Source organism: Rhizobium sp. 16-488-2b, assembly GCF_017741815.1.
Lineage (GTDB): Bacteria > Pseudomonadota > Alphaproteobacteria > Rhizobiales > Rhizobiaceae > Rhizobium.
The window spans coordinates 105426-120835 of sequence record NZ_JAGHMF010000026.1; the positions used below are offsets into that span (position 1 = coordinate 105426).

Sequence of the window (15410 nt, forward strand, 5' to 3'; positions counted from 1 at the left end):
GATGAGCGAGAAGACACAGCCATCAAGCGGTTCGCGCCAGCGCATCGACAAGTGGCTGTTCTTCACGCGCATGATCAAATCGCGCTCGCTGGCGCAGGCCCATGTTCAATCCGGGCATGTGCGCATCAACGGCGAGCGCGTTTCCCAGCCAAGCCACCAGATCAAGACCGGCGACAGGATCGAGCTCTCGCTCGACCGCCGCGAGTTCGTTCTGATCGTCAAATCCGGTGGCGCGCGGCGCGGCCCTTTCGAGGAGGCCCGCCTCCTCTACGACGACATCTCCCCCTCCGCGCAAGACCGCAAACAGCTGACGCCCTACGAGCAGGCGACCCGCGATACGGGCGCTGGACGCCCGACCAAGAAAGAGCGCCGCGCAATCGACCGCCTGATGTCCGACGACGATTAGAAAATCCGTCTCCAAACTCGGCGCTTTCGAGCTTTCTTTATCCTTGAAATCCGGCACTAAAGCCGATACTTCACAAGCAACTTGCCGGATGGCGTGGCAGTTCCCAAGACTGGTCATGTCCGTCTCCGGCCAGGGGAAAGGCGCGACGTTCCAGGTTGCCCGGCCCCGTCTGCGTGAAAATCCTGGAGTTCTTCATGACCTATGTCGTGACCGACAATTGCATTCGCTGCAAATATACCGATTGCGTTGAAGTCTGCCCCGTTGATTGCTTCTATGAAGGCGAGAATTTCCTCGCGATCAATCCTGACGAATGCATCGACTGTGGCGTCTGCGAGCCGGAATGTCCCGCCGAGGCAATCAAGCCGGATACCGAACCGGGCCTCGACAAGTGGCTGAAGATCAATGCCGAGTTCGCCAGCATCTGGCCTAACATCACCGTCAAGAAGGACGCGATGGATGGCGCCAAGGACGTGGATGGCGAGACCGGAAAGTTCGAGAAATACTTCTCGGAAAAGCCCGGCGCCGGCGATTGATCGCCCATTGATACTATAGTCTGAGACAGGGCCGGAATCTGCCCAATCTCACGGCGGATATGCATGACTTATGGGGGCGACATGTGTTGCCCGCATGACTCATACGCAGTAAATTATTGATTTCCTCATATTTTTGTGGTAACTTTCACACACTGTTCCTTTTGCGGCATCAAGGATGCCCCAAACCACCACGAAAGCAAACAAATCCAAGCGCGATTTCCGTGACATATCATGATCTTGAGCTGTCACGCCCTAAGATTGCGTGTCTGAATATGCTTGCTTCTTCCCGGTGGGACCAGAAGTAAAGTCACCCGACGGATCCGACCGTCTCATCCGGGCCTGACTGACCCGGCTCCGGCCTTGGCCGGAAGCGTAACAGGGAGTTTTTGACAAGAATGACGATCCAGCAGAAAAAGCCTTCAGCAGCCCGCCATGGTTTCAAGACCGGTGAATCGATCGTGTACCCCGCTCATGGCGTCGGTACCATCAGCGCCATCGAAGAGCAAGAAGTTGCCGGGATGAAGCTCGAACTTTTCGTTATCGATTTCGAGAAGGACAAGATGCGCCTGAAAGTGCCGGTCGCAAAGGCTATGAGCATTGGCATGCGCAAGCTTTCCGAGACGGATTTCGTCGAGCGTGCTTTGAAGGTCGTGCAGGGCAAGGCGCGCGTCAAGCGCACCATGTGGTCCCGTCGCGCGCAGGAATACGATGCCAAGATCAACTCCGGCGACCTGATCTCGATCGCTGAAGTCGTTCGTGACCTTTATCGTGCCGAAAACCAGCCGGAACAGTCCTATTCCGAACGCCAGCTTTACGAAGCAGCGCTTGACCGCATGGCGCGCGAAATCGCCGCCGTCAACAAGCTCTCGGAAACCGAAGCCGTCCGCCTCGTCGAGACGAACCTGAACAAGGGTCCGAAGCGCGGCAAGGCAGTGGAAGAAGACGAAGCAGAAGAGGAAGAAGCAGCCTGATCTCAGGCTTTCTTCTCACCAAAAAACCCGGCCATCGTGCCGGGTTTTTTTATTGGAACCTTTTCCACGGTCGCGCGTTTACACACTGTCACCACGGACTTCCGGGAGAAAGCAATTTCGCTGGAGGTCCGGTTTTCATGTCAGGATGCGACGAGGAGCGGATCATGCCTTCCACAAATTGCCAATTTGGCAACGTGAAGAAAACGGTCTGGGCTCGCGGCATAACCAGCACATAGCAGTAACTAGGGCCTCTCTCTGAGACGTCCAGAGTTAGAGGCCTTCATATCTTCCAGCCATGAATTTGATCCGGTCCGCAATGTCCGGAAGCAAGCCTTGTTTGCCCTTTTTCAGGGCTAAAAGTCTGAACTCAGGAGACCGATATGAAGAACATGTCTGCAGACCGGCGCATGATCAAGATCGCCATGGCGGCTCCCTATCTTGCCCGCGAGGAAGAACATGACCTCGCTGTCCGTTGGAAGCACAACGACGACCGCGGGGCACGCAACCAGATCGCAATGGCGCATATGCGCCTCGTCATTTCCATGGCCGCGAAATTCCGCAACTTCGGACTTCCCATGAGCGACCTTGTCCAGGAAGGCTATGTCGGCCTTCTGGAAGCAGCCGCCCGCTTCGAGCCGGAGCGCGATGTCCGCTTCTCCACCTATGCAAGCTGGTGGATCCGCGCCTCGATCCAGGATTACATTCTCCGCAACTGGTCGATCGTGCGCGGCGGCACCAGCTCGGCCCAGAAGGCACTGTTCTTCAATCTGCGCCGACTGCGCGCCAAGCTCGCCAAGGGCGATACGCAGCTGACGCTGCAATCGATCCATCAGGAGATCGCCGCGGCGCTCGGCGTCAGCCTCTCCGACGTCCAGACCATGGATGCACGCCTTTCCGGCAACGACGCCTCGCTCCAGGCACCATCGGTGTCCGGCGATGCCGACAGCGCCGAGAAGATGGACTTCCTCGTCAGCAACGAACCACTTCCCGATGAACAGGTCACCAACATGATCGACGGCGAACGCCGCCGGGTGTGGCTTGCTTCCGCGCTCACGCATCTCAACGAACGCGAGATGAAGATCATCAGCGCCCGCCGCCTTGCCGAAGACGGTGCGACGCTGGAAGAGCTCGGCGCCGACCTCGGCATCTCCAAGGAGCGCGTCCGCCAGATCGAAAGCCGCGCCATGGAAAAGCTCCGGACAGCCCTCGTCAGCGCCGATCCGTACATGGCCGCGCACTAACCCCGATTACTCCGAGATTACTCCCCAGTGATGCAACTGGCCCGGCGCAAGCCGGGCCTCTTTTTATTCCGATATGATTTTGACGCGGTCGCCGGGTGCCACCGAGGCACCGGTCGGCAGGGCGTTGATCAGCTTGAACAGATCAAGCTTGCGATCCGTCCCCATCATCCGCGCCGCGAGCGTGGTGATGTTGTCACCCGGCTGTACCGTCAGAACGCGGACCCGAAGCGGCTTCAGCGACGCGGCCTCGGCCGGCGTCATGCGTCGGAAGCTGGAGCGCAGCACGTCGGCCGTCGATTGCAGCGCGGTGCTTCCCTTCGGCACGGCCGTGAGGAAGCGGAAGATCTGCGAATTGTTGCGCACGACAGTCACGTCGAAATCCCAGCGATCGGCACTGGCGCGCGCGGTAGCCGCTTCCATGCCGTTGACGGTGATCTGCTGGATGGTCGACGGATCGAGCCCGGTGACCCAACCGCTGGAGATATAATTGGTCAGCGACTGGTTCTGGTTGTCGGCCACGCCGTCGAAGCGGATCGCAATATCGCCGGGACCGGTCGCCATGACCGCCTCGACCTTGTTGTCGATCTTGAAGTCCGGCGGCACGTCGAAGCGGATACCGAGACCGCCATGCAGGAAGGTCTGGCCGCGAACATAGCCCTCTTCCGGGCTATCGCCATAGAGCAGGCCATCGATGCCGTCGAGATAATATCCGCGCCCGGTATCGCCGACCTTGCCCTCCTGGCCGAAGGCACGGGCGTGGTCGCGCGCAAGCTCGATGCGCTGCGCCGAGTTCGGATGGCTCGACAGGAAGTCCAGGCTCTGGTCGGCATCGGGATCGACCGACATGAAACGGCTGTAGCCGGCCATGGAATCGAGGAAGCGGCTGGCCGCATAGGGATCGTAGCCGGCTTCGCCGAGCATGCGCACGCCGATGACGTCGGCCTGCAATTCCTGCTGGCGCGAGAAGGCGGCGAGGCGCAGCTTGCCGCGCGCCAGCGCCTGCTTGCCGGCGATATCGCTCGAAAGCACTTCGGCAACGACGCGGCTGGCGATCACTTCTGCCTCTTCACGCTTCTGCCGTTCGATGCCGTGGTTGGCGGTGACGTGGCCCATTTCGTGCGAGAGCACGGCCGCCACTTCCGACGCATCGTTGGCAAGCGCCAAAAGACCGCGCGTGACATAGAGATAGCCGCCGGGCAGCGCAAATGCGTTGATCGCGGGCGAATTCAGGATGGTGATGCGGTAGGACTGGCTCGGATTTTCCGACACCGCCGTCAGCGCGCCGGCAATGCGCGCCACCAGACGCTCTGTCTTGGCGTCCTTGTATTCGCCGCCATAGCTGGCGACGATGCGCGGGTGCTCGCGCGCGCCCATGGCCGCACGCGGATCGTTCTTCTGCACTTCATCGACGATCTGCGGATTGGACGAAGGGCCGACGCTGGGCTGATAGGATTGTTCGAGCGCCGACTGACAGCCGTAGAGCGCCACGGTTGAGGCGGACAGGATCGACGCCCGTCGCGCCCAGCGGCACGCTGCGAAGAACACATCACTGGAAGGCGCGGGCAGTTTCCACGTCGTCATGCGGTCCAGTCTGGCTCTCCGAGTCATCGCGCTTCTCGGCCGGCTCGCCGTCATGGCGCCCCGGTCGTCTTCATCAAGGTTCAACAGGCGTACGCCCCCGTTTCCGCAGTGCACAATCGAGGGCCCAAGTCTTTGCTTTAGCTGATTTCCGCATCGGTTGCATAGCGAGACTCTGCCTAAATATGGCGGCTTTATACTTTAGCAAGCCTAACGTGGTTAAGGAGTTCTCTGGGTCGCCGCAAATTATGGCGAAAGTGCCGTTGTCTTGTTAAGATTCGTCGATCCGGAGAAATTGCCGCAGCGCGGAATTGTTCTCGCCGGTCGAAAACCGCGCGATCGGCGCCGCCACCGCGACCCTGCCCTGATCGATGAAAATCGCATAGTCGGCAATCCGCCTGATCTCGTCGGCATCGTGCGACACGATCACAACCGTGTTGCCGCTGTCGCGGTGCATGGCCAGAAGCAACCCCGCCATGTCGCGCCGCAGGCTCGGATCGAGCGCGGCGAAGGGCTCGTCGAGCAAAAGGATGGGTCGCTGACGCACCAGCGCCCGGGCAAACGCCACCCTCTGCCGCTCACCACCGGAAAGCGTCGCCGGCATCCGCTTTTCGAAGCCTGACAGCCCGACCTTCTCAAGCGCCGAGGTGATGGCGCGCCGATCGGCATCGCCCAGCTTCAGCGCTGCATGGATGCCGAGCCCGATATTGGTGAAGACATCGAGATGGGCAAAGAGGTTGTTGTCCTGAAACACCAGAGACACGGGCCGCTCTGCCGGATGCTGATGGCCAACATCCTTTCCATCAAACAGGATCTGCCCCGCATCCGCCGTATCGAAACCGGCCAGCAGATTGAGGAAAGTGGATTTCCCCGCGCCCGACGCACCTGTGACGCCGATGACCGCGCCCTCAGGCAGCCCGCAATCGAACAGGAATGTATTCTGGCCCAGCCGCAGCGTCACGCCGCGCATCTCGATGGCATCAGTCATGCGATAGCGCCTCCCGCTTCGGTTCATCCGTCACGCCAGAGCCCATCGTGCCCGAAATCGTCAACAGCAGGCAGATCACGCCAAGGATCAGCGCCAGCCCATCCGCATCATTGGTGCGGTAGCTCCCGAGACTGGAATAAACCAGCCATGGCAGCGTCACGAAACTATCCGAACCGAACAGCGCGACGACGCCGAGATCACCCAGCGACAGCGCCATGGCAAACGACAGCGCCGTCAGCACCGGCTTGCGCAGATCCGGCCACGAAATCAGCCGCAGCTTGGCGAGGCCGGAGATGCCGAGGCTGGCACTCAGCCGCTGCGTGCGGCGCTGGTGGATTGCGTAGGCAGGCTCCAGCACCCTGACGACGAAGGGCATCGCCATCAGCGCATTGATGACGACGACAAGCACCGGCGCCACGACATTGACGTCGCCGACACCGCGCGCCGCCAGGAACCATCCCGTGGCGAGAACGATGGGTGGGAAGAGCAGCACGAGCGACGAGGCGGCAGCCATCGCGGCAGAGAAGGACCGCGTGCCGCGCCGTGCTCTCTTCTCAAGCGACAGCGTATGGCGTGCACGCACGAGCGGCATCGACAGGGCGAACGACAGCAAGGCCGACGAGAGCGCCATCATGCCGCTGGTTGCAAGCGCCCGCCAGAAGATCGCTTCGCCGCCCAGCTTCACCAGATCGGCGCGCAGGCCGGCGATGACGATGAAGAGCAGCGGCAGGCCGAGAAAGAGTACCGCCAGCGTGAGAAGCGCGCGATCGGCGATCCATGCACCGAAGAGCGTGCCATCGGGCCGCCGGATCGTGCGACCCGCCGTCAGCCCCGCATCGCCAGATGCCGGCAGCAGCGACAGGATCCCTAGGACCACGGCCGTCAGCGCAATCTGCAAAAGAGACAGGCCCACCGCGCGGCCGGGGTCGAAATCGAAGCGCAGCGACTGGTAGATCGCCACCTCGATCGTGGTCGCCGCCGGGCCGCCGCCGAGCATCAGCACCAGCGTGAAACTGGTGGCGCAAAGCATGAAGATCAGCCCGGCCACGCCCGGGATCACCGAGCGCAGCACTGGCCACTCGATGAAGCGGAAGACGGAAACCGGCCGCATGCCGAGGCCGCTCGCCACCAGCCAGTATTCGCCCGGCACCCGCTCCAGCGCCGCCAGCATCAGCCGGCAGGCGAGCGGCAGGTTGAAGAACACGTGCGCAAGCAGAATGCCCGACAGCCCGTAGATGCTGACGGGTTGGTCGATACCCGCCCATGAGAGCATCGTGTTGACGACACCCTGCCGCCCCCAGATGCCGATCAGGCCGAGCGCGCCGATCAACACCGGCAGCCCCATCGGCACCGCCATGAGCCGAATGATCCAGATGCGACCGATAAATCGCGGCTGCCGCGCCAGCGCCCGAGCGACCGGGATGGCCAGCACGACAGACAGCAGCGTCGAAAGCGCCGCCTGCAGAAGCGTGAAGCGCAAAACGCGCAGGATGTATGGATCGGAAAGAATCGGTCCGACAGGCATGCCATCGGTGGAGATCAGCAGCGACAGCGTCGCGACCGTCACGAAAACGAGAATGCCGGCGAGGCTGAGCGCCCCGCCGGCCAGCGCATATCGTCTTTCGGACGGCGCAAGAAGCATCAATTCATGCTCATGGCGGCCAGCCACTCGTCGATCCAGGCCTTGCGGTTATTGGCGACCTCATCCGAGCTCATAAGGAAGGTCTTCGACGGGTTGACGAGCTTGCCGAAAGCATCCGGCAACGGCTCCGAGGTCTTGGACACCGGCATCATCCAATTGTTGGTCGGGATTGTGTCCTGGAAGCCAGGGGTGACCATGAACTTCAGGAAGTCCTGCGCCAGCGCCTTGTCCGGCGCGTTCTTCAACAGCCCCGCGACCTCGATCTGGATGTAATGTCCCTCGGAGAAAGCGGCTGCCTGGTAGCGATCCGTGTTTTCCGAAACCATGTGATAGGCGGGCGATGTCGTATAGGAGAGCACCATCGGCGCCTCGCCCTTGGTGAACAGGCCATAGGCCTCCGACCAGCCTGGCGTCACCGTCAGCACGCGCTTCTTGAGCTTCGCCCAGGCTTCCGGCGCCTTGTCGCCATAGACCGACTTCACCCAGAGAAGCAGGCCGAGGCCCGGTGTCGAGGTGCGGGGGTCCTCGATGACGATCTTCTGCGCGGGATCTCCGTCGACCAGCTCCTTCAGGCTCGCCGGCGGCGTCTTGATCGTCTGCGTGTCGTAGATCACGGCGAAATGGCCGTAGTCATAAGGCACGAAGACATCATCCTTGAAGCCGCCGGGGACCTGCAGCGCGCCGGTATCGACGCCGCTCGCATCGAACAGGCCGCTGGCCTTGGCTTCGGTGATGAGGTTGGTGTCGAGGCCGAGCACGACATCGGCCTTGGTGCCGGCACCTTCGAGCTTGAGACGCGACAGCAGCGCCACGCCATCCGCAACGCTGACGAAGTTGACCGTGCAGCCACATGTCTTCTCGAATGCTGCCTTCACCTTGGGACCCGGGCCCCATTCGGAAGTGAAGCTTTCATAGGTGTAGATGGTGAGCGTCTTGTCGGCGGCGTGTGCTGCCGTTGCCGAAAAGCCAGCCAGCAGCATGGCAGCGCCGAGCGCATAGGTCTTGAAATGGGTCATGACACCTCTCCTCTAGGTTCAATGAAGGGGAAAAGGGCGGTGCCTGGTGTCACGCGTCTAATCCCTCCGCCGGTGTTAGCCGGATCAGGTTCCGCGGGTTGGCTTTCGCAAGCCTCTCAGCCAAGCATCTGGAAGATACGAGGCACCCCGTTAGAGCGTCGCAAGATGTATATCCGTAGCCGGCGTCTGGCAAGAGTGGACGTCGGCCCGGGTTCGTTGGCCAAGTTCGTTGGCTATTCGGCGGCCTCGGCAGCCGCTTTCGCGGGCGTAGCGCCACCCGTGCGCGGCAGTTGCACCGGCTTCAGCATGAGGGCCGCGAGCAGGCCGAGGAAGGCGATGAGGCAGGAGGTCAGGAACAACGGCACGAAGGCGCTGGCATAGGCATCCGCCACCGCCTGGCGCGCGGCTTCAGGCAAGGCCGCCATCATCTTCGGCGTCAGCTGCTCGACATTCTCGACGCCGGGGATAGACGCTCCCGTCCGACCGAGCTGCGAGCCGATGATCGCACCATAGATGGAGATGGCGATCGAGGCACCGCCCATGCGCGACAACGTTACCGATCCGGTCGCCGCCCCGACATCGCGGGCGGGCGCCGCATTCTGCACGCCGATGATCGGCACCTGCTGCGCCAGACCGATACCGATGCCGTGCACCGCCATGATCGCGCCGATGATCATCACGGGTGTTCCGGCATGCACCTGCGACAGCAGCGCGAAGGCCACCGTGCCGAAGGAGAGGCTGGCGACGGCGAACGGCTTGTAGCGTCCCGTCGCCGAAATGAACCGCCCGGCCGACAGCGAGCCGCATACGATGCCGCCAGTGAGAAGAATGAAGAGCGCACCGGCGGCCGAAGGCGACAGGCCTGTGGTCGTCTGCAGAAACAGCGCGAAGTAGTTGACCATGCCGATCCCGATCGCGCCGCTCATGACCGACATGACAAGCAGCAGGCCGAATGTCGGGTTACGAAACAGCGACAGCGGAACGATCGGCTCGGCGGCACGACGCTCCACCAGCACCCAGCCGATGGCACAGACGATTCCGAGCGCGATGATCGCAAGATTGCCCGGCGCGACGAGCGAGCCGAAAAGCTGGCTGCCATCGGCGGCAAGCACGATGCAGCTGGTGGTCATCGCCAAGAGCAGCGCGCCGGCATAATCGATCTTCGGACGGCGGTTCGGTTTGCGGTAGGGCAGCATGAAGGCCAGCCCGGCGATCACGATCGCGCCGATCGGCACGTTGACGAGAAAGATCGAGCGCCAGCCGAACAGATCGCTCATCGCGCCACCGAGGACAGGGCCGATGGCGCCGGATGCCATCAGCACAAGGCTGGAATAGCTCTGGTATTTCGCCCGCTCGCGCGGCTCGAACAGATCGGCATTGACGGCGAAGATCGACACCATGATGCCGCCGCCGCCGAGCCCCTGCAGCACGCGCGCCGCGATCAGCGTATCCATCGACACGGCCAGACCGCACAGCGTCGAGCCCACGGTGAAGATGATGATCGCCGCCATCATCACGTATTTGCGCCCGAAGAGGTCGCCGAGCTTGCCGTAGAGCGGCATGACAGCGCTGACGGCAAGGAGATAGGCCGAGCCGATCCAGCCGAAGCGCTCGATCTGGCCGAACTCGCCGACGATAGTGGGCAAGGCAGTGGCCACGATCTGGTTGTCGAGCGTGGCCATGAAAAGGGCGGCCGTCAGGAAAAGAAAGAGAATGAGCCGGCGACGGGGATCCGTGACCAGAGGCTGCGCGGCGACTTGCATGTTCATCGGATGATCTTTCAGGGTTTCGTCGCATTTATGTGCTATCAGCATATAAATGTCAATGTCACATAAATGACAGCAGCATGTTTTCTTGCGCGACAGTTCCTGCTATCGTCCCGCGCATGAACGATACCGCAGAAGAGACCCGCGAGCCGGACGCCGCGATCGAGGACATCGTGCATATTGGGCAGAGCATGACCCGTATGCGGATGATCACGGGGCGGCGCCTCATCGCCCGCCTCGCCATCGCCAAGGTGGCGCCTGATATCGAGCTCTCGCATCTCGACGTGCTCGATGCCGTCATGCGAGCCTCCGAGCAGGGCGAGGTTACTGTCGGCACCATAGCCGAGGCCATGCGCATCGACCCCTCGCGCGCCAGCCGCATCGTCGCCGATATGGTGGGCAGAAACGTCCTGCAACGCGCCGCCTCGCAGCAGGATGCAAGGCGCATCCTCGTGGAGGTCACGCCTTTCGGTCAGCGGCTCCTGCAGGAACTGAAGGCCCAGAAGCTCGCCATCATCAAGGACGTGATCGCCGACTGGTCCGCGGAAGAAGCGGAAACCTTCGCCGGACTGTTCGACAAGTTCATGGGCGGATTCGAACGCGTGTTCGCCGTCAAGGACAAGAACCTGCCACCTGCGCCAAGCCTGTCAAAATAAGCGCACGAATTGATCTGAATCAATCTATTGATTGGCGTCATTTCCTAAAGCTCTGCTGGACGTAAAATTCAGGAGAGAATCAGTGAACCCCCGCCATTTCAAACTCAAAGCCATTTTTGCAGCCGCCGCTCTCGCCAGCGCCGCATTTCCGGCTATGTCCGCCGACCTGACCCAGCCGACCGCGGCACAGGAAGCGACACAGAGCCAGAGCCCCTGGATGATCCGCCTGCGCGCGCTCGGCGTCATTACCCAGGATTCCGGCTACGTTGGCGGCGTCGCGGGATCGGATCTCTCCTATTCGGACACCGTCATTCCTGAATTCGACGTCACCTACTTCTTCACCGACAACATTGCCGCCGAACTCATTCTCGGTACGACATTCGCCAACGTCACCGGCGAAGGCTCGATCGACGGGCTCGGCAAGATCGGCAAGACCTGGCTGCTGCCGCCGACCGTCACGCTGCAGTATCACTTCAACGACTTCGGCAACTTCCATCCCTACGTCGGCGCCGGCCTGAACTACACGATCTTCTACAACGAGAAGGGCAAGAGCGCCCAGAGCCTCGATATCGACAACACCTTCGGCGTCGCGCTCCAGGCCGGCTTCGACTATATGTTCGACGAGCACTGGGGCCTCAATGTCGACGTCAAGAAGATCTTCCTGCGTCCCGATTTCAACGTGAACGTCGGCGGCGCCGATATGACCGGCAAGGCCAAACTCGATCCCTGGCTGATCGGCGCCGGTGTGACCTACCGGTTCTAAAGCATGTCGCGCAAAAGTGTGCAGCGGTTTTGCGGCACCGACATGCGACAGACAAAGGCTTAAAGCGTGGCAAGCGAATCCGAAGGATCGCGACGCGCTTTAGCCAGGCTTTATCGCAGAAACGCCGGAGGGCGCGGACAAACCATGTCCGCGCCCTTTCCCTTTTCCTCCGCTTTGCGCTATGGGCAATGCCCATGAGCCAATCCACCTTCACCATCCTGCTCGGCGGCGAGCTGCACATGACGGAGCGCCTTCGCGCCGCCGTCTCGGGCAGCCGTTTCATCGCGGCCGATGGTGGCATGCGGCACGCGCTGGCGCTCGATGTCAGGCCGGAACTCTGGGTCGGCGATTTCGATTCCACGCCGGATGATCTGACGGCCGCATTCTCGGACATTCCGAGAAAACCCTACCCCGCCGCCAAGGCCGCCACCGATGGCGAGATCGCCGTGTCGGAGGCGATCGCCCGCGGTGCAAAGCGGCTGATCCTCGTCGGCGCCCTTTCAGGCGACCGTTCAGACCACGCGCTGCAGCACTTGCTCTACGCCGTCAGCCTCGCCGAGACCGGCCTCGATGTACTGCTCACCTCGGGCACGGAAGAAGCCGTGCCGCTGATCGCGGGCAGCATTACGCTCGACCTGCCGAAGAACAGCCTGTTTTCCGTGCCCGCCTTCAGCGAGCTCAACGGCCTCTTCATCGAGAACGCCCGCTATCCGCTCAGCGATTTCCATTTGCCCTTCGGCTCGTCGCGCACCATTTCCAATGTCGCGGAAGGCCCCGTGCGCTTCTCGCTTGAAAGCGGCCGTGCCATCGTGCTCGCCCGCCCTTACGATCTTTCCGGAGTCTGATTTTTGGCGCCCCCTATCCTTAAACTCGACGATATCTTCCTGAGCTTCGGCGGCGCGCCGCTTCTGGCGGGTGCTGCCCTGCAGGTGGAGCCCGGCGACAAGATCTGTCTTGTCGGCCGCAACGGCTCCGGCAAGTCGACGCTCCTGAAGATCGCCGCCGGCATGGTGGAGGCGCAGTCCGGCGAAGTGTTCCGCCATCCATCATCGACGGTGCGCTATCTCGAACAGGCGCCCGATTTCGCCGGCTACAGCACTGTGCAAGCTTATGCGGAAGCTGGCCTCGGGCCGGGCGACGATCCCTACCGCGTCACCTATCTGCTCTCGCATCTCGGCCTCACCGGCGAGGAAGACCCGAAGAACCTCTCGGGAGGCGAAGCGCGCCGCGCGGCGCTTGCGCGCGTTCTGGCGCCCGAGCCCGATATCCTGCTCTTGGACGAGCCGACCAACCATCTCGATCTTCCCACCATCGAATGGCTGGAAGGCGAGCTGCAGAAGACCCGCAGCGCGCTGGTTCTCATTTCGCACGACAGGCGCTTCCTCGAAAAAGTCTCGACCGCCACCGTCTGGCTCGACCGCGGCACCTCGCGCCGCCTCGACCGCGGCTTCGCCCATTTCGAGGCCTGGCGCGACCAGGTGCTGGAAGCCGAGGAGATGGAACAGCACAAGCTCGGCAAGGCAATCGAGCGCGAGGAGCACTGGCTGCGCTATGGCGTCACCGCGCGCCGCAAGCGCAACATGCGCCGCCTCGGCGAGCTGCAGACGATGCGCGCCAGCTATCGCGGCCACAAGGGTCCGCAGGGCACCGTGCAGGCGACCGTTTCCGACGCGCAGGAATCCGGCAAGCTCGTCATCGAAGCCGACAAGATCACCAAGACCTATGGCGAGCGCCCGATCGTCACGCCGTTTTCGATCCGCGTTCATCGCGGCGATTGCATCGGCCTCGTCGGCCCGAACGGCGCCGGCAAGACGACGCTCCTGAAGATGCTGACCGGCCAGCTGCCGCCCGACACCGGCATCATCAAGCTCGGCACCAATCTGGAGATCGCCACGCTCGACCAGAAGCGTGAGGATCTGAACCCCGAGGACACGCTAGCGCATTATCTGACCGACGGGCGCGGCGAGAACCTGCTTGTCAACGGCGAGCAGCGCCATGTGACCGGCTACATGAAGGAATTCCTGTTCCAGCCGGAGCAGGCCCGCACGCCGATCAAGAACCTCTCGGGCGGCGAACGCGCCCGCCTGATGCTCGCCCGCATGCTGGCGCGGCCGTCCAACTTGCTGATCCTCGACGAACCGACCAACGATCTCGACATCGAGACGCTGGACCTCCTGCAGGAGGTCGTCGCCGGCTTCCCTGGTACCGTTATCCTCGTCAGCCACGACCGTGACTTCCTCGACCGCACCGTGACCTCGACCATCGCACCTGCTGTTCCCGATGCGCCCGATGGCCGCTGGATCGAATATGCCGGCGGCTATTCCGACATGCTGGCGCAGCGCAAGGGTGCAGCCGACGAGCGCAAGAAGGCGGAGAAAGCCGAGAAGGCGAAAGCGCAGGATGCGGCCCCTACCGCCGAAGCGCCGAAGGGCAAGGGAAAGCTCTCCTTCAAGCAGAAATTCGCGCTCGAAAACCTCCCCAAGGAGATGGCCAAGGCCGAAGCCGAGATCGCCAAGCGCGAGGAAAAGATGGCCGACCCCAACCTCTTCTCCAAGGACCCCACGACCTTCAACCGCCTGGCCGCCGAGATGGAGAAATTCCGCGACAGCCTGGTGAAGATGGAAGAAGAGTGGCTGGAACTCGAAATGCTCCGGGAAGAGCTGGAGGGCTGATCGCCCTCTACGCCGCCGAAAGCTGAGCCTCGATCGCCGCCTTGTCGACGATCGACCACACGTTGGCGATCTTGCCCTCGGCAAACTCGTAGAACACGTTCTCGGAAAACGAGATTCGCCTGCCGTTGACCGGCAACCCGAGAAACATGCCTTGCGGGCTGATGTTGAAATTCAGCCGGCTGGCCACCGTGGTGTCATCGGCGATCAGAATCTGGACGTCGAAATGGAGGTCGGGTATCGCGCGAAACTCGGCCTCACGCGCCTGCCGATAGCCATAGAGGCCAACCATCTGGCCGTTATAGCGCACATCCTGCTCGACATATGTCCCAAGGTTTTCCCAATCTTGGAAATTCAGACAGTCGATATAACCGCGATACAAATCCGCAAGGCTCTTCTCCAGCATCCAAGCTCTCCCACCCATTGGCAATCCTTGCCAGATAGTTCCCGTCTCCGAGCCGGAAACCCTCACATTTCATTGATTGGCCAGCGCTGAGACCTCGTGCCTAATCTCCCGAAGGCTCCCGCCCCCGGAGCCATGAGGAGAAAACCCATGTCTCGCTATCTGATTACCAGCCATGTCGCGGCGCTTGCCATCGGCATTCTTCTGAGCGCGTCGCAGATCACATCGGCAGCAGATGCGCAGCGTGTGCGCGTTCGTGGCGATATCGCGAGCCTTTCCAGCGACACGCTCGTCGTCAAGACCCGCGAGGGCGCCGACCAGACCATTGCACTGAAGCCCGAATGGAAGGTTGGCGGCATCAAGAAGGCGTCGGTCGAAGACATCAAGCCCGGCGATTTCGTCGGCATCGCCTCGCTGCCCAAACAGGACGGCGGCGATGGCGCGCTTGAGGTCCTGATTTTTCCGGCAGCCATGAAAGGCACCGGCGAAGGTAGCCGCCCCTGGGACCTGAAGCCCAACAGCAGCATGACCAACGCAACCGTCGCCAAGGCGGTCAAATCCGTCGATGGCCACACCGTGACACTGACCTATCAGGGCAAGGAAAAGACCATCTCGATATCGGACGATACGCCGATCGTGACCTTCACCGCCGCACAGAAATCGGACCTGACGCCAGGCGCACATGTCATCGTCATGGGCGAGAAGACAGCGGACGGAACGGTCTCCGCGGCACAGGTCACGGTCGGCACCAACGGCATCGTTCCGCCGATGTGATCCC

At 62.0% G+C, this 15410-nt stretch carries 15 protein-coding genes and 1 riboswitch; of the genes, 9 read left to right on the plus strand and 6 right to left on the minus strand.

The annotated features are described in order from the left end of the window. Position 1 precedes the first annotated feature (1 nt). The 4 genes from J5286_RS20910 to J5286_RS20925 all read left to right on the plus strand — a co-directional run bounded on the left by J5286_RS20910 (position 2) and on the right by J5286_RS20925 (position 3151). Positions 2-406 (plus strand): Hsp15 family ribosome-associated heat shock protein, encoded by a 405-nt coding sequence (locus J5286_RS20910; RefSeq protein ID WP_018901869.1) that lies wholly within the window; start codon positions 2-4, stop codon positions 404-406. A 194-nt stretch (positions 407-600) separates the two neighbouring features. Further along, on the plus strand, positions 601-939 hold the full coding sequence (fdxA, locus tag J5286_RS20915; protein WP_026283614.1) for a ferredoxin FdxA: 339 nt from the start codon (positions 601-603) through the stop codon (positions 937-939). 395 nt (positions 940-1334) lie between these two features. Continuing rightward, complete coding sequence (locus tag J5286_RS20920; protein ID WP_018901867.1) at positions 1335-1910, plus strand: CarD family transcriptional regulator; 576 nt, start codon at positions 1335-1337, stop codon at positions 1908-1910. 380 nt (positions 1911-2290) lie between these two features. After that, positions 2291-3151, plus strand: coding sequence for an RNA polymerase factor sigma-32 (locus J5286_RS20925; protein ID WP_018901866.1), 861 nt, complete (start codon positions 2291-2293; stop codon positions 3149-3151). A gap of 63 nt (positions 3152-3214) precedes the next feature. Here the strand turns inward: J5286_RS20925 and J5286_RS20930 are convergent, their stop codons facing one another. From J5286_RS20930 to J5286_RS20950, 5 genes are all read right to left on the minus strand, one after another. After that, entirely contained in the window at positions 3215-4759 is a 1545-nt protein-coding gene (locus J5286_RS20930) for a M48 family metalloprotease (RefSeq protein WP_026283613.1), read from the minus strand. 241 nt (positions 4760-5000) lie between these two features. Next, complete coding sequence (locus J5286_RS20935) at positions 5001-5717, minus strand: thiamine ABC transporter ATP-binding protein (RefSeq protein WP_209191953.1); 717 nt, start codon at positions 5715-5717, stop codon at positions 5001-5003. Further along, positions 5710-7359, minus strand: coding sequence for a thiamine/thiamine pyrophosphate ABC transporter permease ThiP (gene thiP, locus J5286_RS20940; protein ID WP_209191954.1), 1650 nt, complete (start codon positions 7357-7359; stop codon positions 5710-5712). The genes J5286_RS20935 and thiP overlap by 8 nt, the downstream gene beginning before the upstream one ends. Next, a complete protein-coding gene (gene thiB, locus J5286_RS20945) occupies positions 7359-8339 on the minus strand; it encodes a thiamine ABC transporter substrate binding subunit (RefSeq protein ID WP_245206413.1) in 981 nt (326 codons plus the stop codon). Before thiB ends, thiP begins: the two co-directional genes overlap by 1 nt. Positions 8340-8419: 80 nt before the next feature. Beyond that, a riboswitch (TPP riboswitch) is annotated at positions 8420-8535 on the minus strand. Between the two features lie 73 nt (positions 8536-8608). Further along, the gene (locus tag J5286_RS20950) at positions 8609-10144 is read right to left on the minus strand and encodes an MDR family MFS transporter (RefSeq protein WP_209191956.1); all 1536 of its coding nucleotides are present in this window, start codon (positions 10142-10144) and stop codon (positions 8609-8611) included. A gap of 116 nt (positions 10145-10260) precedes the next feature. On the opposite strand from J5286_RS20950, the gene J5286_RS20955 reads away from it, so the two are divergent. The 4 genes from J5286_RS20955 (at position 10261) to J5286_RS20970 (ending at position 14232) form a co-directional block, all read left to right on the plus strand. Further along, positions 10261-10797 (plus strand): MarR family winged helix-turn-helix transcriptional regulator, encoded by a 537-nt coding sequence (locus tag J5286_RS20955; RefSeq protein WP_209191957.1) that lies wholly within the window; start codon positions 10261-10263, stop codon positions 10795-10797. An 82-nt stretch (positions 10798-10879) separates the two neighbouring features. Continuing rightward, positions 10880-11560: an OmpW/AlkL family protein gene (locus J5286_RS20960; protein WP_209191958.1), complete on the plus strand. Its 681-nt coding sequence runs from the start codon at positions 10880-10882 to the stop codon at positions 11558-11560. Between the two features lie 188 nt (positions 11561-11748). Continuing rightward, the gene (locus tag J5286_RS20965; protein WP_245206354.1) at positions 11749-12405 is read left to right on the plus strand and encodes a thiamine diphosphokinase; all 657 of its coding nucleotides are present in this window, start codon (positions 11749-11751) and stop codon (positions 12403-12405) included. 3 nt (positions 12406-12408) lie between these two features. After that, positions 12409-14232, plus strand: coding sequence for an ABC-F family ATP-binding cassette domain-containing protein (locus J5286_RS20970; RefSeq protein WP_209191959.1), 1824 nt, complete (start codon positions 12409-12411; stop codon positions 14230-14232). A gap of 7 nt (positions 14233-14239) precedes the next feature. Here the strand turns inward: J5286_RS20970 and J5286_RS20975 are convergent, their stop codons facing one another. Continuing rightward, positions 14240-14635 carry an ester cyclase gene (locus tag J5286_RS20975; protein ID WP_209191960.1) on the minus strand — a complete coding sequence of 132 codons (396 nt, stop codon included), beginning with the start codon at positions 14633-14635 and terminating at the stop codon, positions 14240-14242. 132 nt (positions 14636-14767) lie between these two features. On the opposite strand from J5286_RS20975, the gene J5286_RS20980 reads away from it, so the two are divergent. Further along, a complete protein-coding gene (locus tag J5286_RS20980) occupies positions 14768-15406 on the plus strand; it encodes a DUF5666 domain-containing protein (protein WP_209191961.1) in 639 nt (212 codons plus the stop codon). Positions 15407-15410 lie beyond the last annotated feature (4 nt).